Source organism: Kitasatospora sp. NPDC098663 (genome assembly GCF_044760075.1).
GTDB lineage: Bacteria > Actinomycetota > Actinomycetes > Streptomycetales > Streptomycetaceae > Kitasatospora.
Map to the genome: position 1 here is coordinate 39,624 of NZ_JBIWAP010000034.1, position 20,372 is coordinate 59,995.

At 73.1% G+C, this 20,372-nt stretch carries 18 protein-coding genes and 1 pseudogene; 12 read left to right on the plus strand and 7 right to left on the minus strand.

What is annotated here, in order from left to right; translation table 11 throughout:
* Window positions 1-57: 57 nt before the first annotated feature.
* Together ACIQVZ_RS30310 and ACIQVZ_RS30315 are read left to right on the plus strand one after the other, a co-directional pair.
* A pseudogene (locus ACIQVZ_RS30310) lies at window positions 58-1,212 on the plus strand (family 2 encapsulin nanocompartment cargo protein terpene cyclase); the annotation flags it as partial.
* 55 nt (window positions 1,213-1,267) lie between these two features.
* Window positions 1,268-2,152 (plus strand): geranyl diphosphate 2-C-methyltransferase, encoded by an 885-nt coding sequence (locus ACIQVZ_RS30315; protein ID WP_350884086.1) that lies wholly within the window; start codon window positions 1,268-1,270, stop codon window positions 2,150-2,152.
* A gap of 75 nt (window positions 2,153-2,227) precedes the next feature.
* On the opposite strand, the gene ACIQVZ_RS30320 is transcribed toward ACIQVZ_RS30315, so the two are convergent.
* Window positions 2,228-2,881, minus strand: coding sequence for a dihydrofolate reductase family protein (locus tag ACIQVZ_RS30320; RefSeq protein ID WP_402454270.1), 654 nt, complete (start codon window positions 2,879-2,881; stop codon window positions 2,228-2,230).
* A 210-nt stretch (window positions 2,882-3,091) separates the two neighbouring features.
* Between ACIQVZ_RS30320 and ACIQVZ_RS30325 the strand changes: the two genes are divergently transcribed.
* The 4 genes from ACIQVZ_RS30325 to ACIQVZ_RS30340 all read left to right on the plus strand — a co-directional run bounded on the left by ACIQVZ_RS30325 (window position 3,092) and on the right by ACIQVZ_RS30340 (window position 7,210).
* Window positions 3,092-4,171, plus strand: a complete 1,080-nt coding sequence (locus tag ACIQVZ_RS30325; RefSeq protein WP_402454272.1) for a phosphatidylinositol-specific phospholipase C domain-containing protein — start codon at window positions 3,092-3,094, stop codon at window positions 4,169-4,171.
* 247 nt (window positions 4,172-4,418) lie between these two features.
* On the plus strand, window positions 4,419-4,751 hold the full coding sequence (locus tag ACIQVZ_RS30330) for a ribonuclease (protein ID WP_350884154.1): 333 nt from the start codon (window positions 4,419-4,421) through the stop codon (window positions 4,749-4,751).
* Window positions 4,752-4,944: 193 nt separating this feature from the next.
* Window positions 4,945-6,303 (plus strand): MFS transporter, encoded by a 1,359-nt coding sequence (locus ACIQVZ_RS30335; RefSeq protein ID WP_350884092.1) that lies wholly within the window; start codon window positions 4,945-4,947, stop codon window positions 6,301-6,303.
* Window positions 6,304-6,361: 58 nt separating this feature from the next.
* Entirely contained in the window at window positions 6,362-7,210 is an 849-nt protein-coding gene (locus ACIQVZ_RS30340) for an SAM-dependent methyltransferase (RefSeq protein WP_350884095.1), read from the plus strand.
* 69 nt (window positions 7,211-7,279) lie between these two features.
* On the opposite strand, the gene ACIQVZ_RS30345 is transcribed toward ACIQVZ_RS30340, so the two are convergent.
* Window positions 7,280-8,449 carry a CapA family protein gene (locus ACIQVZ_RS30345; protein ID WP_402454274.1) on the minus strand — a complete coding sequence of 390 codons (1,170 nt, stop codon included), beginning with the start codon at window positions 8,447-8,449 and terminating at the stop codon, window positions 7,280-7,282.
* Window positions 8,450-8,720: 271 nt separating this feature from the next.
* Here ACIQVZ_RS30345 and ACIQVZ_RS30350 point away from each other — a divergent pair, with 271 nt between their 5' ends.
* The gene (locus tag ACIQVZ_RS30350; RefSeq protein WP_350884099.1) at window positions 8,721-9,359 is read left to right on the plus strand and encodes a DUF4360 domain-containing protein; all 639 of its coding nucleotides are present in this window, start codon (window positions 8,721-8,723) and stop codon (window positions 9,357-9,359) included.
* Between the two features lie 214 nt (window positions 9,360-9,573).
* On the opposite strand, the gene ACIQVZ_RS30355 is transcribed toward ACIQVZ_RS30350, so the two are convergent.
* The 5 genes from ACIQVZ_RS30355 to ACIQVZ_RS30375 all read right to left on the minus strand — a co-directional run bounded on the left by ACIQVZ_RS30355 (window position 9,574) and on the right by ACIQVZ_RS30375 (window position 14,284).
* Complete coding sequence (locus ACIQVZ_RS30355) at window positions 9,574-11,046, minus strand: cytochrome P450 (protein ID WP_402454275.1); 1,473 nt, start codon at window positions 11,044-11,046, stop codon at window positions 9,574-9,576.
* Window positions 11,047-11,155: 109 nt separating this feature from the next.
* A complete protein-coding gene (locus ACIQVZ_RS30360; protein WP_350884103.1) occupies window positions 11,156-11,773 on the minus strand; it encodes an ATP/GTP-binding protein in 618 nt (205 codons plus the stop codon).
* Complete coding sequence (locus ACIQVZ_RS30365; protein ID WP_063345928.1) at window positions 11,754-12,116, minus strand: DUF742 domain-containing protein; 363 nt, start codon at window positions 12,114-12,116, stop codon at window positions 11,754-11,756. Before ACIQVZ_RS30365 ends, ACIQVZ_RS30360 begins: the two co-directional genes overlap by 20 nt.
* A gap of 132 nt (window positions 12,117-12,248) precedes the next feature.
* Window positions 12,249-12,635, minus strand: coding sequence for a roadblock/LC7 domain-containing protein (locus tag ACIQVZ_RS30370; protein WP_208869028.1), 387 nt, complete (start codon window positions 12,633-12,635; stop codon window positions 12,249-12,251).
* A 17-nt stretch (window positions 12,636-12,652) separates the two neighbouring features.
* On the minus strand, window positions 12,653-14,284 hold the full coding sequence (locus tag ACIQVZ_RS30375; RefSeq protein WP_402454277.1) for a sensor histidine kinase: 1,632 nt from the start codon (window positions 14,282-14,284) through the stop codon (window positions 12,653-12,655).
* A 410-nt stretch (window positions 14,285-14,694) separates the two neighbouring features.
* On the opposite strand from ACIQVZ_RS30375, the gene ACIQVZ_RS30380 reads away from it, so the two are divergent.
* The 5 genes from ACIQVZ_RS30380 to ACIQVZ_RS30400 all read left to right on the plus strand — a co-directional run bounded on the left by ACIQVZ_RS30380 (window position 14,695) and on the right by ACIQVZ_RS30400 (window position 20,352).
* Window positions 14,695-15,393, plus strand: coding sequence for a Crp/Fnr family transcriptional regulator (locus ACIQVZ_RS30380; RefSeq protein WP_402454278.1), 699 nt, complete (start codon window positions 14,695-14,697; stop codon window positions 15,391-15,393).
* A 159-nt stretch (window positions 15,394-15,552) separates the two neighbouring features.
* Complete coding sequence (locus ACIQVZ_RS30385; RefSeq protein ID WP_402454280.1) at window positions 15,553-16,566, plus strand: hypothetical protein; 1,014 nt, start codon at window positions 15,553-15,555, stop codon at window positions 16,564-16,566.
* On the plus strand, window positions 16,563-18,812 hold the full coding sequence (locus tag ACIQVZ_RS30390) for a hypothetical protein (protein ID WP_402454282.1): 2,250 nt from the start codon (window positions 16,563-16,565) through the stop codon (window positions 18,810-18,812). Before ACIQVZ_RS30385 ends, ACIQVZ_RS30390 begins: the two co-directional genes overlap by 4 nt.
* Window positions 18,809-19,768: a hypothetical protein gene (locus tag ACIQVZ_RS30395; RefSeq protein WP_402454284.1), complete on the plus strand. Its 960-nt coding sequence runs from the start codon at window positions 18,809-18,811 to the stop codon at window positions 19,766-19,768. The genes ACIQVZ_RS30390 and ACIQVZ_RS30395 overlap by 4 nt, the downstream gene beginning before the upstream one ends.
* Window positions 19,765-20,352, plus strand: coding sequence for a Pycsar system effector family protein (locus tag ACIQVZ_RS30400; protein ID WP_402454286.1), 588 nt, complete (start codon window positions 19,765-19,767; stop codon window positions 20,350-20,352). The genes ACIQVZ_RS30395 and ACIQVZ_RS30400 overlap by 4 nt, the downstream gene beginning before the upstream one ends.
* The last annotated feature ends 20 nt before the right edge of the window (window positions 20,353-20,372 follow it).

A 20,372-nucleotide genomic window follows, 5' to 3' on the forward strand; every position in this document is an offset into this window, starting at 1 on the left:
CAGAGCGGGGACACCCTTCGAGCGCACCGCCGCCGCGGCGGTGGGGTCGTGAGCTCCTCGGCGATGGAGCGGATCCTGCGCGGGCCGAGCGGCCTGGGCACCGCGGGCCTGAACCTGGCGCAGAGCCTCCCCGCACCGAGCACGCCCGCACTCGACACCTCCGTGCCCGGCGTCCCCGCGTCCGACAGCCCCTCGCCGGGCGGTGCCAAGCCGGGCGGTGCCAAGCCGAAGCCCGGCGACGCCATCCCGGGGCTCTACCACCACCCGGTGGCCGAGCCCGACCCGGTGCGGGTGGAGGAGCTGAGCCTCAGGATCAAGACCTGGGCGCTGGACGAGGTCGAGCTGTACCCGCCGGACTGGGAGAAGCAGTTCGACGGCTTCTCGACCGGCCGCTACATGGTGGCCTGCCACCCCGACGCGCCCAGCGTCGACCACCTGATGCTCGCCGCCCGCCTGATGGTCGCCGAGAACGCGGTCGACGACTGCTACTGCGAGGAGCACGGTGGCTCACCGGTCGGCCTCGGCGGGCGCCTGCTGCTGGCGCACACCGCGCTCGACCCGCTGCACACCACCCCGGAGTACCACCCGGAGTGGGAGGCCTCGCTGCACGAGGACGCGCCCCGCCGGGCGTACCGCTCCGCGATGGAGTACTTCACCCGGGCCTCCACGCCCTCCCAGGCGGACCGGTTCCGGCACGACATGGCCCGGCTGCACCTCGGGTACCTCGCCGAGGCGTCGTGGGCCGAGACCGAGCACGTCCCGCAGGTGTGGGAGTACCTGGCGATGCGCCAGTTCAACAACTTCCGCCCCTGCCCGACGATCACGGACACCGTCGGCGGCTACGAGCTGCCCGCCGAACTGCACGCGCTGCCCGCCATGCAGCGCGTGATCGCCCTGGCCGGCAACGCGACCACCATCGTCAACGACCTGTACTCGTACACCAAGGAGCTGTCCATCCCCGGACTGCACCTGAACCTGCCCGTGGTGATCGCCGAACGCGAGGACTGCTCGCACCGGGACGGCTACCTCAAGGCGGTCGAGGTCCACAACGACCTGATGCACGCCTTCGAGGCCGAGGCGGCCGCGCTGGCCGCGGCCTGCCCCGTCCCGACCCTCGTCCGGTTCCTGCGCGGTGTGTCCGCGTGGGTCGACGGCAACCACTTCTGGCACCAGACCAACTCCTTCCGCTACACCCTGCCCGACTTCTGGTGACCACCGTTTCCGGCAGCCATCCCCCTTCCGTTGATCACCCGCTAGGAGCTGACGCATGTCCCTGACCGACGACATCACCACCCCCGCCGACAACGCCGCCATCCCCGGGCCGGCAACCCCCTACCAGGGCGACATCGCACGCTACTGGGACCACGAGGCACGGCCGGTCAACCTTCGCCTCGGCGACGTGGACGGCCTCTACCACCACCACTACGGCATCGGCGACGTCGACCAGGCCGCCATCGGCGACCCGGCCGACAGCGAGCGCGAGAAGAAGGTGATCACCGAGCTGCACCGCCTGGAGTCCGCGCAGGCCGAGCTGCTCCTCGACCACCTGGGCGCGGTTCCGGCCGACGCCACCCTGGTGGACGCCGGCTGCGGCCGCGGCGGCTCGATGGTGATGGCCCACCAGCGCTTCGGCTGCCGGGTCCAGGGCGTCACGCTCTCCGCCAAGCAGGCCGAGTTCGGCAACAACCGGGCCCGCGAGCTGGGCATCGGCGACTTCGTCCGCTCGCAGGTCTGCAACATGCTCGACATGCCGTTCGAGACCGGCCAGGTGGCGGGCTCGTGGAACAACGAGTCCAGCATGTACGTCGACCTGCACGACCTGTTCGCCGAGCACTCCCGGATCCTCGCCGTCGGCGGCCGGTACGTGACCGTCACCGGCTGCTGGAACCCCGCCTACGGGCAGCCGTCCAAGTGGGTCTCGCAGATCAACGCCCACTTCGAGTGCAACATCCACTCCCGCCGGGAGTACCTGCGGGCCATGGCCGACAACCGTCTGGTGCCGCAGGCCGTCATCGACCTGACTCCCGCCACCCTGCCCTACTGGGAGCTGCGCGCCACCTCCTCGCTGGTCACCGGCATCGAGGAGGCGTTCATCAACTCCTACAAGGACGGCTCCTTCCAGTACGTCCTGATCGCGGCCGACCGGGTCTGACCGGGTCTGACAGGTCTGACGGTCCGGGTGTGACGGTGGCCTCCCCGCGGGTGTGGGGAGGCCACCGTCTTCCGGCTACCGCCGGGTGAAGGTGAGGTGGGTGACGCCGCTCGGGCTGGTCACCGCCTCGGTGCGGAAGCGCTGTTCCAGGCCTTCGAGCCCGTCCCAGAGCCGCTCGCCGCGGCCGAGGACGATCGGCACCACCACCACGTGCAGGTGGTCGATCAGGTCCGCCTCCAGGAAGGCCCGGACGGTGCTCGGGCCGCCGCCGATCCGGACGTCCTTCCCGTCGGCCGCCGCCTTGGCCTGGCGCAGGGCCTCCTCGGGCGCGGCGTCGAGGAAGTGGAAGGTGGTCCCGCCCGCCATCTCCAGCGTGGGGCGCGGGTGGTGGGTGAGGACGAAGACCGGGGTGCGGAACACCGGCTCCGGCCCCCACCAGCCCTTCCACTCGTGGTCCTGCCACGGGCCGCGCTGCGGGCCGAACTTGTTGCGCCCCATGATCTCCGCACCGATGCCGTCGCTCCAGGTGCGGGCCATCGCGTCGTCGACGCCGGTGTCACCGCCGGTGTCACCCGCCCGGCCGTGCATCCGCCGGAAGGTCCGGGTCCGGAAGAACCAGCCGTGCAGCCGGTCGCCGGCGTGGCCGAACGGCGAGTCGAGGCTCTGCCCCTCGCCCGTTCCGTAGCCGTCGAGCGAGATCGAGAAGTTGTGGACGCGGACCAGGGACACGGAAGTTCCTCCGGTGCTCGGTGCTCGGTGCTCCGACGCGGACCGGGCCGCGCCTGCTGGACGGCCCACGCTAACCCGGGCGGAAGCGGTACAGCCGTCACGCTATTGTCGTGTCTTCTTCACCCGAAGCTCGCCCTGGTGGGCGATGCTTCGTCCGACCGTCCGGGAGGGGCGGCCGGAGGCACATCCGCACCTGGGGGGACAGTACCTGTGACCGTACGCCGCACCGCCGCCGCCGTCCTGGCGGCCGGCCTGCTCGCCGCCGCCGCGGCCCTGATTCCGGCGACCGCCGACGCGGCGCAGGACGCGGCCGCGAGCGGCCCGGCGGACCTGCCGTTCGGCTCGGCCACCACCGTCGGCCTGCACAACACCTACGACCCGGCCGCCTACCCGTACCTCGCCCAGGGTCTCGACACCGGCACCGGGATGATCGAGCTGGACATCTGGACGGACATCGTCACCAAGGAGTGGAAGGTCAGCCACTCCAACCCGCTCGGCAACTCCAACAACTGCACCGCCGCCAGCACCCCGGCGCAGCTCTACAGCGGCGGCGCCAACAAGAACCTGGAGAACTGCCTCGACGACGTCCGGGTCTGGCTCGGCGCCCACCCGGGCGCCGGCCCGCTGGTGGTCAAGCTGGAGCTGAAGGCGGGCTTCTCCGCCAACCTCGGCATGGGGCCGACGGAACTCGACGCGCTGATCGCCGCGCACCTGGGCCCGGCCGTGCTGCGCCCCGCCGACCTGCTCGCCAAGCCGGGCGGCGGCTCGTACGCCGGCGTCGACGAGGCGGTGCGGGCCGGCAACTGGCCGAGCCGCGCGGCGCTGGCCGGCAAGGTCCTGCTGTACGCGATCCCGGGGACGGTCGAGGAGAGCAACCCCTTCGACACCCTGCACACCGACGTCGAGTACGGCCGCCACCTGCGCGACCTCGCCGCCGCCGGCCGGATCGGCGACGCCCAGCTGTTCCCCGCCGTGCACGGCGCCAAGGCCGGCGACCCGCGCGCCGCGTACACGGGCGCGGACGCCGGGATCCGGCCCTGGTTCGTGGTCTTCGACGGCGACGCCGCCACGTACCTCAACGGCGTCGACACCGCGTGGTACGACCGTTCGCACTACCTGCTGGTCATGACGGACGCGCACAACGTGGCGCCCGCCATCAGCGCCACCGACCCGACGGCGGACCAGGCCCGCGCCCGCACCGAGCAGTTGGCCCGGGCGCACGCCAGCATCGTCTCCAGCGACTGGCGCAAGCTGCCGGCCGTCCAGTCCCTGGCGCTGCCCCGGGGCTGACGTAGAGACGCCGGACGCGCCACCGGGGCGGTGAACGCCCCGGTGGCGCGCAGCCCTGTCCGGCCTCGGCTCCGTTCGGCTCGACTGCTGTCCAGGTCAAGTCGGTTGTGAGTACGTCGAGTTGACCCGAGATGAAGAGTTGGATCAGGGCTTTCGGCGGGCCGGGCCGGTCGCCATGCTGGTTGTCATGACCCGAACTCTACGCGCGTGGAAGTCCCGCGCCGCCGCCGTCGCCACCGTCGCCCTGATGACCCTCGCGCCCGTCGCGGTCGCCACCGAGGCGCACGCCGCGGTGAGCGGCTCGGTGTGCCTGTCCGCCCTGCCGTCGCAGGCGCGCACCACGCTCAACCTGATCGCCTCCGGCGGGCCGTTCCCGTACAGCCAGGACGGCGTGGTGTTCCAGAACAAGGAGCGCGTGCTGCCGGCCCAGTCCTCCGGCTACTACCACGAGTACACCGTGGTGACGCCCGGCTCGCCGACCCGCGGCACCCGCCGGATCGTCACCGGCCAGCGCACCCGCGAGGACTACTACACCGGCGACCACTACGTGACCTTCCGCCTCATCAACTTCGGCTGCTGACCGGCAGTCCACGCTCCAGGCCCCCGGCACGAACCGGGGGCCCGGGAGTGCCGCGCCGCCGCCGTGCCATCGAACCGGACCGCGAGGCCCACCGCTTCGTCCACCACCCCGGCCGGTGGCGCCGGGCAGCCGGGGGCGGCGGACCTCGCCGCGTCCGATACCGCGGCACCCCGATCGGTGCCATGCTGAGGCCATGACAGATCGGACCGGAACCACCCCGCCGTGCGAGGAGCCGCAAGCCGGCCGGCGGCGACGGGAGTTGGCCGCCGCCACGGTGGGCTCGGTGGTCGAGTCCTTCGACTGGAACATCTACGCCGTCCTCGCCCCGTACTTCGCGGCGGACCTCTTCGGGCACGGCAAGGGCGGGGTCAGCGGCCTGCTCGGGGCGTACGCGACCTTCGCGGTCGGGTTCGTCGCCCGGCCGGTCGGCTCGTACCTGATCGGGCGGCTCAGCGACACCCGGGGGCGGCGCTTCGCCCTGACCCTCGGCATGTCCGTGATCGCCGCCGCCAGCCTCGGCATCGCCGTGCTGCCGGACCAGCGGACGATCGGCGCCTGGGCGGCGGTGCTGGCCGTCGCCGCGCGGGTGGTGCAGGGGCTGGCCTTCGGCGGGGAGGCGCCCAGCGTCGCCGCGTACGTGACCGAGACGGCCCCGCCCCGGCACCGCTTCGCGTTCAGCTCGGTCTCCTACGGCGGGATCATCGTCGGCTCGCTGCTCTCCTACGGGGTGCTCGCGCTGCTGCTGCACACCCTCGGCAAGTCCGGTGTGACCGACGGCGGTTGGCGCTGGGCCTTCGTGGTCGCGGCGCTGCTCGGGCTGGCCGCCGTCTGGGTGCGCCGGGCGGCCCCGGAGAGCGCGGAGTTCCGTCGCGCCCGGGCGGAGTCGACGGGCGCGCGCCCGCCGTTCCTGCGGGTGCTGCGCGAGCACCGCTGGGCGGTGCTCACCGTCTTCCTCAACACCCTGGGCGGGACGGTCGGTTACTACTTCGCCCTGGTCTACCTGCCGCAGTACGCCGCCGCCTACGGGGTGGTCGACCGGGAGGTGGCGACCTCCTTCATGACCGTGGTGCTCGCGGTGGTGCTGGCCACCATGCTGCTCAGCGGCGCCGCCGCCGACCGGTTCGGCCTGCTGCCGGTGGCCCGGGCCGGGTTCGCGCTGCCGGTGCTGCTGGTCCCGGTGCTGCTGATCGGGCTGCGGCAGGGCTGGCTGCCGTTCCAGCTCGTCGCCGTGCTGCTGGGGATGCTGGTGGCGACGGTGCTCGGGACGCTCAACGTCTTCACCGGCCTGCTGTTCCCGACGGAGGTCCGCGCCCTCGGCCTGGGCGTGGTCAACGCGGCCACCATCGCCGTCTTCGGCGGCTCCTTCCCGCTGCTCGCCGAGTGGCTGAACGACCACCACCACCTCGGCCTGATCCCCGGCTACGTCACCCTCTGCACGCTGGGCCCCGCGCTCGGCCTCGTCACCGCCCTGCGGGTGCCGTCCTTCGCCGCCGCCGTGGGGGCTCCCGCGGTCAAGGCGCGCGGCGGTCGGGTACCGTCCCAAAGTGGCTGACGTTCGATCATGTCCTGTGGTTGAGTGGGACGGGAACGAACGTGCGGAAGGGCAAGACATGGAGAACAGCGGTCCGGACGGCTGGCTGACCGGGGTCCGGTTCGAGGAGGCGCCGCAGGTGGACCTGCGCACCGACCGCGCGCACCCGGCCCGGGTCTACGACTACCTGCTCGGCGGCAAGACCAACTTCCCGGTGGACCGCGAGGTCGGCGACCGCATCCTGGGGGAGTGGCCCGGCTCGCGCACCGCCACCGTCGCGGCCCGCGCGGTGATGCACCGGATGGTCCGCCGGCTGGTCGAGGTGCACGGCGTCCGCCAGTTCCTGGACGTCGGCACCGGCATCCCCACCACGCCCAACCTGCACGAGGTCGTCCAGGCCGTCGACCCGTCCTGCCGGGTGGTGTACGTCGACAACGACCCGATCGTGCTCGCCCACTCGCGCGCGCTGCTCACCAGCACCCCCGAGGGCCGCACCGCCTACGTCGAGGGCGACCTGCGCGAGCCGGAGAGGTTCCTCGCCGATCCCGCGGTGGCCGCCACCCTGGACCTCGACCGGCCGATCGCGCTGACGCTGATCAACATCGTGCACTTCCTCTCCGACGAGGCCGCGCACCCGCCGGTCCGCGAGCTGGTCGACGCCCTGCCCTCCGGCAGCTTCCTCGCGCTGACCGCCGGCACCGCCGACTCGATTCCCGACCTGGTCGCGATCGGCTCCCGCCGCTACTCGGAGGCCGGCATCGAGAACCACCTGCGCCCCCGCGCGGGCGTCGAGCGCTTCTTCGCCGGGCTGGAACTGGACGACCCGGGCGTCGTGCTGATCAACCGCTGGCACCCGGAGCTGGACGAGGGCCCGGTGCTCGGCGACGACGAGGTGGCGGCCTACGCGGGGCTGGGCCGCAAGCCGTAACGGCCTCTCCGCTCAACTGCTCTACGGATTAACCGCTCTACGGCTTTACGGCTTCATGGCTTCACGGCTTCACGGTGCCATGGTGAGCCCCGCCGCGCCCGCGCCCCGGCTGAGCACCGCCGAGCGGATGTGCTCCAGGGCGCGGGCGTAGTCGGCGCGGCCGGGGGCGCGGTGGACGGCCTCTCGCAGGTCGAGCACCCGGTAGGGCGGGCCGAGGTCGGTGATCTGCGGGACGAACTCGGCGCGGCTCACCGTCCAGCGCAGCCCCGGAGCGGCGGGCGGGGTGACGGTGAAACGGGCGAGGGAACTCCAGTTGCCGCGCGGGTCCTCGGCGCCGTCGTAGGTGAACATGTGCCCGGCGAGCTGGTCGCCGAGGCCGTAGACCGTCCAGGTGTCGCGGACCTTCTCGTAGGCCTGCGGGATGTGGGCGTGGGTGCCGAGGATCAGGTCGATGTCGGGCTGTCCGGGAGCCGGTTCGACGGCCAACTCGCGGGCGAGGGTGAGCTGCTGCTCGTCCGGCGCGTCCTGCCACTCGGTGCCCCAGTGGACGCTGACCACCACGAGGTCGGCGCCGTCCGCCCGGGCGGCGCGTGCGTCGGCGAGGATCCGGTCCCGGTCGATCAGGTTGACCGCCCAGGGCCGGCCCTCGGGCAGCGCGATGTCATTGGTCCCGTAGGTGTAGGCGAGGTGGGCGACGGTGGCGCCGCCGGCCCGGAGCAGGGCGGGCCGGCCTGCCTCGTCGGCCGTCCGGGCGGAGCCGGTGTGGGCGAGGCCGACGGCGTCCATGGCGTCGAGGGTGCGTCGGATTCCGGCGGGGCCGTCGTCGAGGGTGTGGTTGGAGGCGGTGTCGCAGGAGGTGTAACCCGCGTCCTTGAGGGCCCGGGCGACCTGCGGCGGGGACTTGAAGGTCGGGTAGCCGGTGTACGGTCCGCCGTCGGCGCCGTAGACCGTCTCCATGTGGCAGATGGCCAGGTCGGCGCCGCTGACCAGGGGTCTGATGCCGGCGAGCATGGCGCTGAAGTCGTATCCGCTCCCGCCGGCGTCCTCCTCGGCCTGCTGGATGATCTCGGTGTGCGGCAGGACGTCCCCGGTGGCGACCAGGGTGAACGGTCGCGGTCCGGTCGCGGTGGGGGTCGCCGTGGCGGCGGGCGGCGGGGCGGTGTCCGGGGCGCCGCAGCCCGGGAGGGCGAGGAACAGGGCGAGGGCCGCGGTGGCGGTCCGGCGGTGGGGCAGCAACATCGTCGGCTCGTCTCACGATCGGAAGGTGTGACTGGCCATCCGACTATGCGAGGCCCCGTCGACGGACCGCCGGACCCACGCCCGCAGGTCACCCGGGAGGCGCGTCACCCCCTGTACGCGGGCACCCCGAATGTGGTGACATAGCCATGTCAATTTCGGGGCCGCGCTCGAAGCGTCAAGGCGCTCGGAACGTCAAGGCGCTCGGAACGTCACCGCACTCGGAACGTGACCGCGCCGGCCCCGGCTCCGTGGACGATCGAAGGGGAAGCCCATGCTGCTCCGTGTACTGGCCACGACCGGAATCGCCGCAACCCTGTTCGCCTCGCCGGCCCTCGGTGCCGGCGCGCTCCCGACGCCGCCGGATCGGATCGTCATCGACGTCGCGACCGTCAACGGCTCCGGCTGCCCGGCGGGTACGGCCGCCGTGGCCGTCTCCCCGGACAACACCGCCTTCACCGTGACCTACAGCAGCTACCTCGCCCAGGTGGGTGTCGGCTCGAAGCCGACCGACTTCCGGAAGAACTGTCAGCTCAACCTGCGGGTGCACGTCCCCCAGGGCTTCACCTACGCGATCGCCTCCGCCGACTACCGCGGCTACGCCCACCTGGAGAAGGGTGCGACCGGCACCCAGCAGGCCAGCTACTACTTCCAGGGCGACCCGGCGACCGCCCAGTTGAGCCACCACTTCAGCGGCCCCAAGGACGACAACTGGCAGGCGACCGACACCGTCGACGTCGCCGCCCTGGTCTTCGCCCCCTGCGGCGAGGAGCGCAACTTCAACATCAACACCGAACTTCGGGTCGGCGCCGGCAGCTCGGACCCGAACAGCACCACCAGCTTCATGACCATGGACTCGACGGACGGCAGCATCAACACCGTCTACCACCTCGCCTGGAAGCAGTGCCCCTGATCCCCGCCGCCTGACCCCCCGGGCCCTGTGCCCGTACTCCCTGCGCCCGGCCCCGGCGGAGCCCCCGACCCCCGCCGGGGCCGACGCATGCCCGCCGCCGTGCCGGTGATGCGCGTGACGTACTACACCTTCGACGGCCCGCACGGGGACCTCACCCCGGTCGACACCTTCAGCCTGCAGCGGCCCCGCACCGACCGTCGTCAGAGGCGGGCCGTCAGCGCCGGAACAGGACGGTCAACGTCCGCCACCAGCCGCGCCGTTGCGCCGGGATCCGTACGGCGGCCGGTGCCTCCGCCTCCTTCTCCACCGCCTCCTCCACCGCCTCCGCTACCGCCGGCGTGGGTTCGGGAACGGTGACGGCCGCCGGGTCCGGGGCGTCGACCGGCTTGGAGTCGGGGTGCGGCTCGATCTCGCGCGGGGTGAACTCCACCGGCAGCTCCACCAGGTGCCGGGAGATCCAGGCGGAGGTCCAGGTCAGCTCCTCCTCCGGCACGGCGAGCCGAAGGTCCGGCAGGAGGGTCAGCAGGATGTCGATCCCGGCCTCGGCGACGGAGCGCCCGATGTCCTGGCCGGGGCACTCGTGCGGGCCGGCGCCGAAGGAGAGGTGGGAGCGGTTGCCGTACAGCGGGGTGGCCAGATCGGGTCGGACGACCGGGTCGACGTTGCCGGCCGCGAGTCCGAGCAGCAGCAGGTCACCGGCCCTGATCTGCTGCCCGCCCAGCTCGGTGTCGACGGTCGCCCAGCGGCCGGCCACCAGCGACATCGGCGGGGAGTCCCACAGCACCTGGTCCAGCGCCTCGCCCAGGGTCATCTGACCGCCGGACAGGTGGGCGCGGAACCGGGGGTCGGTGAGCACCATCTTCAGGGTGTCCGCGATCAGGTTGACGGTGGTCTCGTTCGCGGCGAGCAGCACCACCCGCAGATGCTCCATCACCTCGTCGTCGGTCAGCCCGGCCGGGTGCTCCATCAGCCAGGTGACCAGGTCGCCGCCAGGGTCCTCGCGCTTGGCGGCCATCGTCCGGCGCAGGCTCGCCACCACGTACTCGTTGCTGGCGATGGCCGTCTCGGTGCCCTTCATGAGATCCCGGGCGGCGTTCACCAGCTGCGGTCCGTACTCGTCGGGCATGCCGAGCAGCTGGGTCATGACGAGCATCGGCAGGTGCTCGGCGAACTGGGTGACCAGCTCGGCCCGGCCGGTCTGCCCGACCACCTGGACCAGCTCGGTGGTGAACCGCCGGACGTGGCGGCGCACGCCGCGCCGGTCGAAGCGGTTCAGACCGTCCAGCACGGCGCCGCGCAGCCGCCGGTGCTCCTCGCCGTCCGCGAACACGCACAGCGGCTGCCAGGCGATCACCGGCATCAGCGGGGAGTCCATCGGGACTTCGCCGTCGCGGAACGCCGACCAGAGGCGGGAGTCGCGGGAGAACAGGGACGGCGAGCGCATCGCGGTGATGTTCGCGCCGTGGCCGAGGATCAGCCAGGCCGGGAGGTCCCCGTGCAGCAGGACCGGGGCCACCTCGCCGTGTTCGGCGCGCAGCTTCTCGTACAGGCCCGCCGGGTCGGCCTCGGCCTCGGGCCCGTACAGGCGCCGGACGCCGCCGGGGCCGAACGGTTCGAGGGCGTGCCCGTGGGCCGGGCAGCCGGGCGGCGGGGTGGGGGCGGCGTCGTCGGGGAACGGGGTGCTCACGGGCTCTCCGGGGTCGGGTGGCGTCGGCGAGGCGGACGAGGGGTTCGGGGGGTCGGATGACGGGGCGCGCGGGCGGGCGCGCACGGGTGGCCGGTCAGCGGGCGGTCGGTCAGCGGGCGGTCGGGGCCGCGAGCTCGTACAGGTACCGCATCAGGGTCATCAGGGTGTCCCGGCTGGACTCGCGGCTGCGCGCGTCGCAGGCCACGATCGGCACCTCGGGCGGCAGGTCGAGGGCGGCCCGCAGCTCGTCGACCGGGTGCGCCGGAGCCTCCGGGAAGTCGTTGACGGCCACCACGAAGGGCACGCCGCGGTCCTCCAGCCGCCCGATCACCTCGAAGCTGACCTCCAGCCGGCGGGTGTCCACCAGCACCACCGCGCCCAGGGCGCCCTCGAACAGGCCGTTCCAGAGGAACCAGAACCGCTCCTGCCCGGGGGTGCCGAACACGTACAGCACGAGCCGGTCGCTGATGCTGATCCGGCCGAAGTCCATCGCCACCGTGGTGGAGGTCTTGCGTTCGACCCCGGTGGGGTCGTCCACGCCGACCCCGGCCTGGGTCATGGTCTCCTCGGTGGTCAGCGGGCGGATCTCGCTGACCGAGCCGACCAGCGTCGTCTTGCCGACGCCGAAGCCGCCCACGATCACCACCTTGACCGCCATCGCGACGGAGTCCGGCAGCAGGTCCGAGGCGGCCGGTCCGACCACCGTGTCAGAGCCTTTGAAGTCCATGGATCACCGCCTCCAACAGGGCACGGTCGGGAAGTTCCGCCTTGGGGACGGCGGCGCGGGCCTCGATCCGCCCGTCGTCGAGCAGGTCCGCCAGCAGCACGGTGACGACGCTGGTGGGCAGTTCGAGGTAGGCGGAGACCTCCGCCACCGAGAGCGGCGAGCGGCACAGCCGCAGGATGGCCGCGTGCTCGGGCTGCATGGTGGGCGTCGGCTCCGCGCGGGAGACGATCAGGGTGACCAGGTCGAAGACGCCCGGTCCGGCCGGGCCGCTGCGGCCTCGGGTGATCACGTACAGGCGGGCGGGGTCGGGGCCGTCCCACCCGTCCTGGTCGGCCGTCGTCATGTGCCCGCCTCGCTGTGCTCGTTCATGTGCCCGCTCCGCGATGCCGGGTCAGGCGGTCGCGGTCCAGGTTCCTGTCGCGGTCCCTGCCGCGGTCGGGACCGGGTCCGGGACCGGGCCGGCGCTCCGGCCGGTTCACGCGACCACCTCGGGGTTGCGCGGGGGAGTGGCCAGGTGCTCGCCGATCCGGGCGACCAGGTCGCGCATCTGCTGGCCCACCAGTCCGGCGTCGACCCCCTCGTCGGCGAGCACCGCGAGGTACGCGCGGGAGGCGGCCGCCATCAGGTAGAAGAAGCCGCCGTCCACCTCGATCACCACCAGCCGCATCGAGCCGTCGCCGTGCGGGAACTCCTGCCCCACCGCCGCGGCCAGGCTCTGCAGCCCGGCGCACGCGGCGGCGAGCCGGTCGGCGGTGTCCGGATCGGTGCCGTGCTGGGCGATCCGGAGGCCGTCGCCGGAGAGTACGACGATGTGGCGGATGTACGGCACGCTGTCCGCGAGGTCCTTGAGGATCCAGTCCATGTTGCTGCGGTGCGGAATCACTGCTCGCCTTTCCCTGCCGTCTCTTCATTGGTCTGACCGGCCGAACTCGCGGCCGGCCTATGGCCGTTGATCCCCTCGGTGAACGCCTCCAGCCAGAGGCCGGGCTGTACCGGCTCCTTGGCGTGACGCCCTCCCGTCCCCGGGGCGGGGCCCGCGGCGGGCCCCGAGGCCGGGTTGCCGTACTGTCCGGCGGTCCGGCCCGATCCGGGGTAGCCCGCCCGGGGGGTGGGCGGGCGCCGCCGCCGCTGCGGCAGGCCGTTCGCGGCGCGCTCGGTGACCACCACCTCGTCGTCCCCCGGGCCGGGCCCGCTCGGCGCCCACGGACCGGAAGCCCCGAAGGACGATCCGACGGACGGCCCCGTCATGCCGGTCGTCGCCGTCCGCGCCCCCCACGGCCGCGACGGAGCGGCCGACTTCGGGGGGTTCGCCGGGAGCGGCCGGGGGCCGGAGAACGCGCCGATCCCGTGCGCCCGCCCGGTCGGGGGCGCGGTGGTGACCAACTCCTGCGGCACCACCAGCACGACCCGGACGCCGCCGTAGGCGGAGCGGCGCAGCGAGATCTGGAAGCCGTACGCCTGGCACAGCCGGCCGACCACCGCGAAGCCCAGCCGGGGCGATTCGGTGAGGTCGTCCAGGTCCTTGGAGACCTGGGCCTCGCGCAGGCTGCGCTCGGCGCGGATCCGGGCCTCGTCGGTCAGGCCGAGGCCGCCGTCCTCGATCTCGATCGCTATGCCGCTCTGCACCTCGGCGGCGCTCAGGTGCACATGGGTGTGCGGCGGCGAGTAGCGGGTGGCGTTGTCGAGCAGTTCGGAGACGGCGTGGATCAGCGGCTCGACGGCCGGTCCGATCACCGACACCTGGGCCACCGGGTGCAGGTCCACCCGCTGGTACTCCAGGATGCGTGACATGCCGCCGCGCAGCACGCTGTAGAGCGCCACCGGCCTGGTCCACTGGCGGCCGGGGCGGGCGCCGGACAGGACGGCGATGCTGTCGGCGAGGCGGCCGGTCAGCGCGTTGCCGTGGTCCAGGCGCAGCAGGTCGTCGAAGACCGCCGGGTCGTTGCCGTGCCGGTCCTCCATCTCGCGCAGGTCCTTGGCCTGCCGGTGGATGATCGCCTGCACTCGGCGGGCGATGTTGACGAAGGCCCGCTCGGCGGAGTCGCGCCGGTTCACCTCGTCGTCGACGGCGACGATGATCCCGCGCACCACCGACTCCAGCGCGCCCCGGAACTTCGGCGCGGCCAGCGGATCGCGCACCTGGTACGACCGGGCCAGGCTGTCCATCGACGCGCCGTAGCGGACCCGGGCCACCAGCCTCGGCAGTTCCTCCTTGGCCAGCCGCACCGCCTCGGCCTCCTGGCCGGCCAGCCGCCGCTGCAACTCGCCGACCTGCCGGGCGTGCTGCTCCCGCAACGCGGCCAGCGCACGCCCCCGGCGGGCCGACTCGGCCGCCACCACGGCCACCAGCACGGTGCCCGTCGCCCCGCACCAGAGCACCTCCGCACGGACCCCGGCGGACACCACCGCCGCTGCGGCCGCCACGGCCGCCGCCATCACGGCGGTGGGCAGCAGCCACCCGAGCAGGGGCGCGGACGGCCGTCTGGCGGGCGATGATCCAGCTCGAAGCATTCTCGGCATCCTCAAACGATCGGAACAGTACGGGGACGGGCGACGGCCGGCGCCGGAGGCATGGTGATGCAGCATAGCCAAGTTCAGGACAATCCTGACGGAAGTTCAAGAATCCAGCTGTACAGCCGACTTGTCCTGCCGTGCCGGACATGCCGGACATCTCGCACACCAGTCTCAGCCCCGGCCGGCCGCCGTCCCGCCACCAGGCTTCTCGCCCCGCCCCGCGCGCGCCGCCAACCCGCCCCGGATTCGCTCATGCGAAGGGTTTCTTCGCCAATTACCCGTTCCGAAACACGAGTTCGTGCTACGGCACGCCCCTGTGCCGGCCCCGGACGGACGGCCCAAGGGAAATCCCGGCGGGAGACCGGATCCGTCTGCGCACCCGCCGTCGCGCCTCCTAAGGTCGGCGCATGAACGATCACGGCCGAACGGCGGACCCCCTGGGCCAGACCCTGTGCCGACTCATGGGTGAAGAGACCTGGAAGAGCATGCTGGCGGAGGCCTTCGAGCGCCGGCATCCGATCGGCGCCACCCTGCTGCGCCAGGCGGAGCCCGGAACGCATGTGCTCGCCCTGCTGAGCGGGGTGGCGAAGGTGACCCGACGGGAGCGCGCCGGGGACGTCAGACTGCTGGCGTTCCGCGGCCCCGGCGAACTGCTCGGCGAGGTGGCCGTGTTGGACGACGGCGTCCGTTCGGCGAGCGTCCAGGCGATCTCGGACTGCACGGTCGCGGTCCTCACCAAGGCCGCTTTCCTGCGGTTCGTCACGGACCGGGACCTGTTCCCGGTGATGGTCCGCTACGCCATGGGCAGGCTCCGGGAGTCGGACCTCGCCCGCAGCGGCGGCGACATCGCGGCCCGGCTGGCGGCCGCCCTGGCCGCCCTGGCCGACGTCTCCGCGGGCCCGGAAGGCCCGGCGGGGCCGCCGGGGCGGCGCACAGAACTCGCCCTGACCCGCGACGAACTGGCCCAGCACCTCGGGGTGTCCCGGAACACCGTCACCGCGGGTCTGGCCGAACTCGGCTCCCACCAGGTTCACGCCGGGCGGAAGTCCATCGTCATCGGCGACCTGTCCGCCCTCCGGCGGGCGGCCCGCGGGGCGCGTGACTGACGCGGCGCCGGCCCGCTCGGAGGGAGGCCCGCGCGACTGATGACACGTCAGTTCGTGTGACGGGCGTCACCGGGTTTCCGCACTGAGCGAGCACACCGCACGGCGCGCGCTCGCGAAGCTTGGGGCACACGGTCCGCACGGGAACCACAAGGAGCACAGATGTCGCAGTCCGACCAGCCGATGCCCGAGGCCAGCGCCCTGCCCTACAGCCGGAGCCGCCGACTGCCGCCGTACCGGGGCATCGTGGCCGTCGACGCCAAGGACTTCACCGGCTACCCGGCCATCGAGCACGGCATGATCAGCCAGGCCGTCCCGAAGGTCCTCCAGTGGTCCTTCGAGCGCGCCGGACTCGCCGAGGTCTGGCACGGACGCCGGTTCCCCGCCTCCACCGGCGACGGCTACGTCTTCGGCTTCGACCCGGCCTGGATGCCGTTCCTGATCCACCCGTGGCTGCACACCCTCCAGGAGGTGCTGACCGAGTTCAACGTGCACTCGGTCGGGACGGTACGGATCCGGCTGCGGGTCAGCCTCCACATCGGTCCGCTGCCCGACTCCGGCGGTGAGTTCGACGGCAACGGCACGCCCCGCAACGACACCCACCGCCTGCTCGACTCCCGCCCGGTGAAGGCCATGCTGGCCGCCTCCAACGAGAGCATCACCCAGGTCGCCGCCATCCTGTCCGACCGCTGCTACGACGACGCGGTGGCGGGTGGATTCACCGGCCGCCACCCCGACCACTTCATCGAGGTGCCGGCCACCGTCGAGGGCAAGCGGTTCGACCAGCGGGCCTGGCTGTACGTGCCCGCGCCCTCGGGGAACCTCTACGACCGCCGCATCCTGGGCGACGCCGTGGTCGCGGAGCACGAGCGGGCGCAGGCCGCGGCGGCGGAGCCGGCGGCCGGGCAGGCGGACGGCGGCCGGACGGGAGGCGGGCCTGTGAGCTACCAGGCCGACCGCGGAAACATCAACAACGGTACGGTGCACGGTAGCCAGCACGTCACCAACGTGGAGGGTGACCAGCAGGTCACCAAGGTGCGCGGCGACTACGCCGGGCGCGACGTCGTGCGCGGCGACTCCTTCGGGGGCGACTACGTGGCGGGCCACAAGGCCGGTACGGTCCACGGCAACCAGGGCGACACCTTCCACGGCGACAAGAAGGACCGGCGCCGGTGAGCGCCGAGGACCAGTCCGCCGTCGACGGCGCATCCGGCGGCGGCCCGTCCGGCGACCGCCCCGGCGACCCGGCGCCCGACCGGGACGAGACCGCGTCCGGACATCCGGACCCGGACGACGCCGACGACTTCGCCGATCCCGACGACTTCGCCGACCCCGACCGGGAGTTCCTCAGCCGGCTCGGCCGCTGGGCGGCCCCCGGTGGGCCGCAGGTCATCTACGCGCCGAACGGCAACATCAACACCGGCGCGGTGCACGGGGGTCAGCGCGTCGAGAACACCGGCGCGACGTCCGCCCCGGGCGGCCCGCACGTGGAGGCGCACGAAGGCCCGATCTCCGCACTGGAGATCCTGGACGCGCGGGCCGGCTTCGCCCAGCCCGAGTGGTTCCCGTCGGCACTGGAGGAGTTGGACACCGGCCTGCTGTTCCTGGCGGGCGAGCCCGGCACCGGGCGCCGCACCGCGGCCCTCAACCTGCTGTCCCGGCACAGCGGGCACAGCATGAGGCTGCGCGCGCTCGACAGCGACGAGGACCTGTCCACCTGGCGCCCCCGCGACACCGAGGCCCGCGGGTACCTGGTGCACGGCCTGCTGCCCACCCTCCGGCTCGGCCCGGCGGTGGTCGCCAACCTCCGCCGCCTGCTGGCGGACGCGAAGGCGCGCATGGTGGTCATGCTGCCGCACGACCCGGACCTGCTCCGCAGCCTCGCCCGCGACCTGGACCTCACCCCGGTGCGCTGCGTGCCCCCGCCGCCCGGCGCGGTCTTCGAAACCCGTCTGAAGGCCGCGGTCCCCGACCCCGACCGGCGCCGGCACCTGCTGGAGCGGCTGCGGCCGGGGCTGGACGACCTCCTGGCGTCGGAACTGGTCCCCGCCCAGGTCGCCGAACTGGTCGCCGAGGTGGCCAGGGCCGGCGACGAGGGCCCCGACCTCTCCGATCTCCGCAGACGGCTCAGCTTCCTCGCCGAGAAGGAGGTTCCCGACCTGTTGAAGAAGCTGCACGACGACCCGGACGGACTCGCGTTCCTGCTGGCGACCAGCGTCTTCGAAGGACTCGACCACCGGATCGTCCGGGACGAGGCCGACCGGCTGCTCAAGCTGGCCGACGGCCGTCTCGATGCCGTCCTGCCGACGGGCGGTGACGACGGCCGGAGCGGTGCGGTGAGCCGGGAGGCCCCTCGCCCGAACCCGCGCTTCGTCTTCCGGCGGTCGCTGGACGAACTCCTGGCGACCGTCCGGGCCGAGTGCGCGCCCGGCGAGATCCGCGCGACCTCCCGCTACACCTACACGGTGGAACCGGTGCGCTTCACCCGGCACCGCCAGGCCGAGACGGTGCTGCGGCACGTCTGGCGGCAGTACGGCGAGCTGTCCGGGCTGCTGACCGAGTGGATGGACGCCGTCCCGGGTACGGACCCCGAACTGGCCGCGCCCCTGGGCCGGGTGATGGGACTGGCCGCAGGCTGGGGCGGCGGCCGGCGCGCCCTGCGCGACATCGTCAAGCTGGCCCGGTCCGACCGTCAACGCAGCCGCCGCACCGCCGCGTTCGCGCTGGGCATCGCGGCGCAGGACCCGGTGCTGGCCGGAGAGGTCAAGTACCGCCTGAGGAACTGGAGCCACGAGGTCGGCTGGCAGGTGCGGTCCACGGTCGCCTACGCCTGCGGCGAGGAGTTCGGGACGTCGCGCCCGGAGCTCGCGCTGTCGTTGCTGCGGGGGTGCTACCGGGGGCGGGAGGAGGACGAGAGGGCGGTCGCCACAGCCGTCGACGCGGCGTTGTGGGAGCTCTTCGCCTCAGGTAACCAGCCGGTCGTCCTGCGCGAATTGATGGACTGGACGGACCGCCCGGGGCGCGGGGCCGAACTCGCGCTCCGGACCTTCCCCCGGCTGCTGTGGGACCGCGCCTGGTTCCAGGCCCAGTTGATCACCGTCGGCGAGTTCACCGACACCGTGATCACCTTCATCCGGCTCTCGCTCAACGACGACGACCTCTTCGGCGAGACCCGCAGCGCACTGCTCTCCTGGTGCGCCTCGGCGGTCTGGAACGAACCGCTGCGCGCCGCCGTGGAAACGCTGCTGACCGCGCTCGCCCAGGAGATGAGCCTCGGTGAAATGCGCCTGTTCGTCGAGATCGACGCTGACGACAACCCCGACCTGGCCGGACGGCACATCGCCCAGCACGCCCTGGACGCCTGGCGCCGGGGCGAACCGCGGCCGTACCGTCCCGCCCCCGCCGATGGAGGAGCCCGATGACCGCCGACAGCGACCCGCCCGTCTACGCCCGCGCCACCCAGGCGCCGTGGCGGGAGATCCTGCGCCACCGCTGGTCCGGGCGGCGCGACCGCGCGCTCGTCCTGCTGGACCGGGACGGGCTCTACCACCAGGTGGGGCACCGCCGCCGCGCCCGCGCCGACGAGGACCCGGACCTGGAGGGCCCGGTGGCCGTCCGGGCGGGCCTGCGCGGATTCGACGACGCGTACCTGGTCGAGCTGGACGAGCGGTCCGGGACCAGGGCGGTCGGCCTGTCGACCCCGTACGGCACGAAGTCGGTGGACGTCCACGTCCTGTGGTGGGTGCACGACGCCGTGAACGCCGTGCGGGCGCGGACCGTGCGGGGCTGGCTGCCGGTCCGCAAGGACCTCGAACAGCGTCTGCGCCAGCTCAAGGAGCAGTTCGCCACCACCGGGCACGGGCTGACCGAGGCCGAGCTGATGCACTACCTCGCGACGCCCCACCTCCTGCCGCACTGCGGCCTCGGCTACCGCGTCACGGACGTGTCCGCCCGGGAGCACGACGCCGAACTGCGGCTCGGGGAACCGGACGGGGCCGATGTGCCCTACAACTGGATGGACAAGAGCGAGGACGAGTACGCGTTCTGCCGCCGGGCCGTTCAGGAGGGCCCGGTGTCGCTCGCGGCGCTCTGGCTGGCCAGACATCCGGACCAGGTCCGGGAGGTCCTGGACTGGGCGGTCGGCCATGCCGAACTGCTCCGGGGTGAGACCACCTGGCAGGACCAACTGGCGCTGATGCTGGGCAAGTTGAGCGAGCAGGAGCGGCAGGAGCTGTCCCGGATGCTGCGCGACCGCCTCATCGCGCTCGGACGGCGGGTGCCCGGCCCCGGGCCGCAGGGCGCCGGGCCGGAGTTCGTCAAGATCCGCTCGCAGGCCAACGGCTGGGCGGGCGGCGTGGCGAACGGGAGCCCGGTGTGACCGCCGCCGGCATACCCGGCGGCCGGGCGCCGACCGCACCGGACGCCGCTTCTACCGCCGCACCGGACGCCGCCCCGAGCCCGTCGGCGGTGGCGGCGATCGAGCGCCTGGTGACCGCCAACAGCATGGAGCTCACCCGGGCCGACGCCAAGGCCGCCGTGTTCCTGGCGTTCACCGGCGCGGTCCTCGGGGTGTTCATCCCGCTGGGCGGGGGCGGGGGCGGGGGCGGCGGCGGCGGATCCGGGCCCCGGGCCTGGGCGGTGCCGTTCCTGTGGTGGAGCGCGGTGGCGAGCGCGCTGCTGGCCGTCGCCTGCTTCGTGGCCGCCCTCGTCCCCCGGTACCGGAAGGGCGAGCGGCAGGCCCCGACCAGCCCGGCCTACTTCGGGCACATCGCGCCGGGTGCGGGGGTGGAGCGGCTGCGCCGCGCCTTCGAATGCGGGGGCCGTGATCCGGTGGGGGCGCTGTTGTCCTCGCTGGCCGGGACCAGCGCGATCATCCGGGCGAAGTACCGCTGGATCGAGGTCGGAACCGCGGTGCTGCTCCTCGCACTGCCCCAGTTCGCGCTGACCCTGAGGCCGGTCTGAGGCCGGTCTGAGGCGCGGTC

Coding starts and splice junctions, on each gene's coding strand:
- ACIQVZ_RS30370 (WP_208869028.1), bottom strand. CDS start 12,635: ATGGACTGGATCCTCAAGGACCTCGCGGACAGCGTGCCGTACATCCGC.
- ACIQVZ_RS30395 (WP_402454284.1), top strand. CDS start 18,809: ATGACCGCCGACAGCGACCCGCCCGTCTACGCCCGCGCCACCCAGGCG.
- ACIQVZ_RS30375 (WP_402454277.1), bottom strand. CDS start 14,284: ATGCTTCGAGCTGGATCATCGCCCGCCAGACGGCCGTCCGCGCCCCTG.
- ACIQVZ_RS30380 (WP_402454278.1), top strand. CDS start 14,695: ATGAACGATCACGGCCGAACGGCGGACCCCCTGGGCCAGACCCTGTGC.
- ACIQVZ_RS30360 (WP_350884103.1), bottom strand. CDS start 11,773: ATGGACTTCAAAGGCTCTGACACGGTGGTCGGACCGGCCGCCTCGGAC.
- ACIQVZ_RS30335 (WP_350884092.1), top strand. CDS start 4,945: ATGACAGATCGGACCGGAACCACCCCGCCGTGCGAGGAGCCGCAAGCC.
- ACIQVZ_RS30365 (WP_063345928.1), bottom strand. CDS start 12,116: ATGACGACGGCCGACCAGGACGGGTGGGACGGCCCCGACCCCGCCCGC.
- ACIQVZ_RS30385 (WP_402454280.1), top strand. CDS start 15,553: ATGTCGCAGTCCGACCAGCCGATGCCCGAGGCCAGCGCCCTGCCCTAC.
- ACIQVZ_RS30345 (WP_402454274.1), bottom strand. CDS start 8,449: ATGTTGCTGCCCCACCGCCGGACCGCCACCGCGGCCCTCGCCCTGTTC.
- ACIQVZ_RS30315 (WP_350884086.1), top strand. CDS start 1,268: ATGTCCCTGACCGACGACATCACCACCCCCGCCGACAACGCCGCCATC.
- ACIQVZ_RS30330 (WP_350884154.1), top strand. CDS start 4,419: ATGACCCTCGCGCCCGTCGCGGTCGCCACCGAGGCGCACGCCGCGGTG.
- ACIQVZ_RS30340 (WP_350884095.1), top strand. CDS start 6,362: ATGGAGAACAGCGGTCCGGACGGCTGGCTGACCGGGGTCCGGTTCGAG.
- ACIQVZ_RS30350 (WP_350884099.1), top strand. CDS start 8,721: ATGCTGCTCCGTGTACTGGCCACGACCGGAATCGCCGCAACCCTGTTC.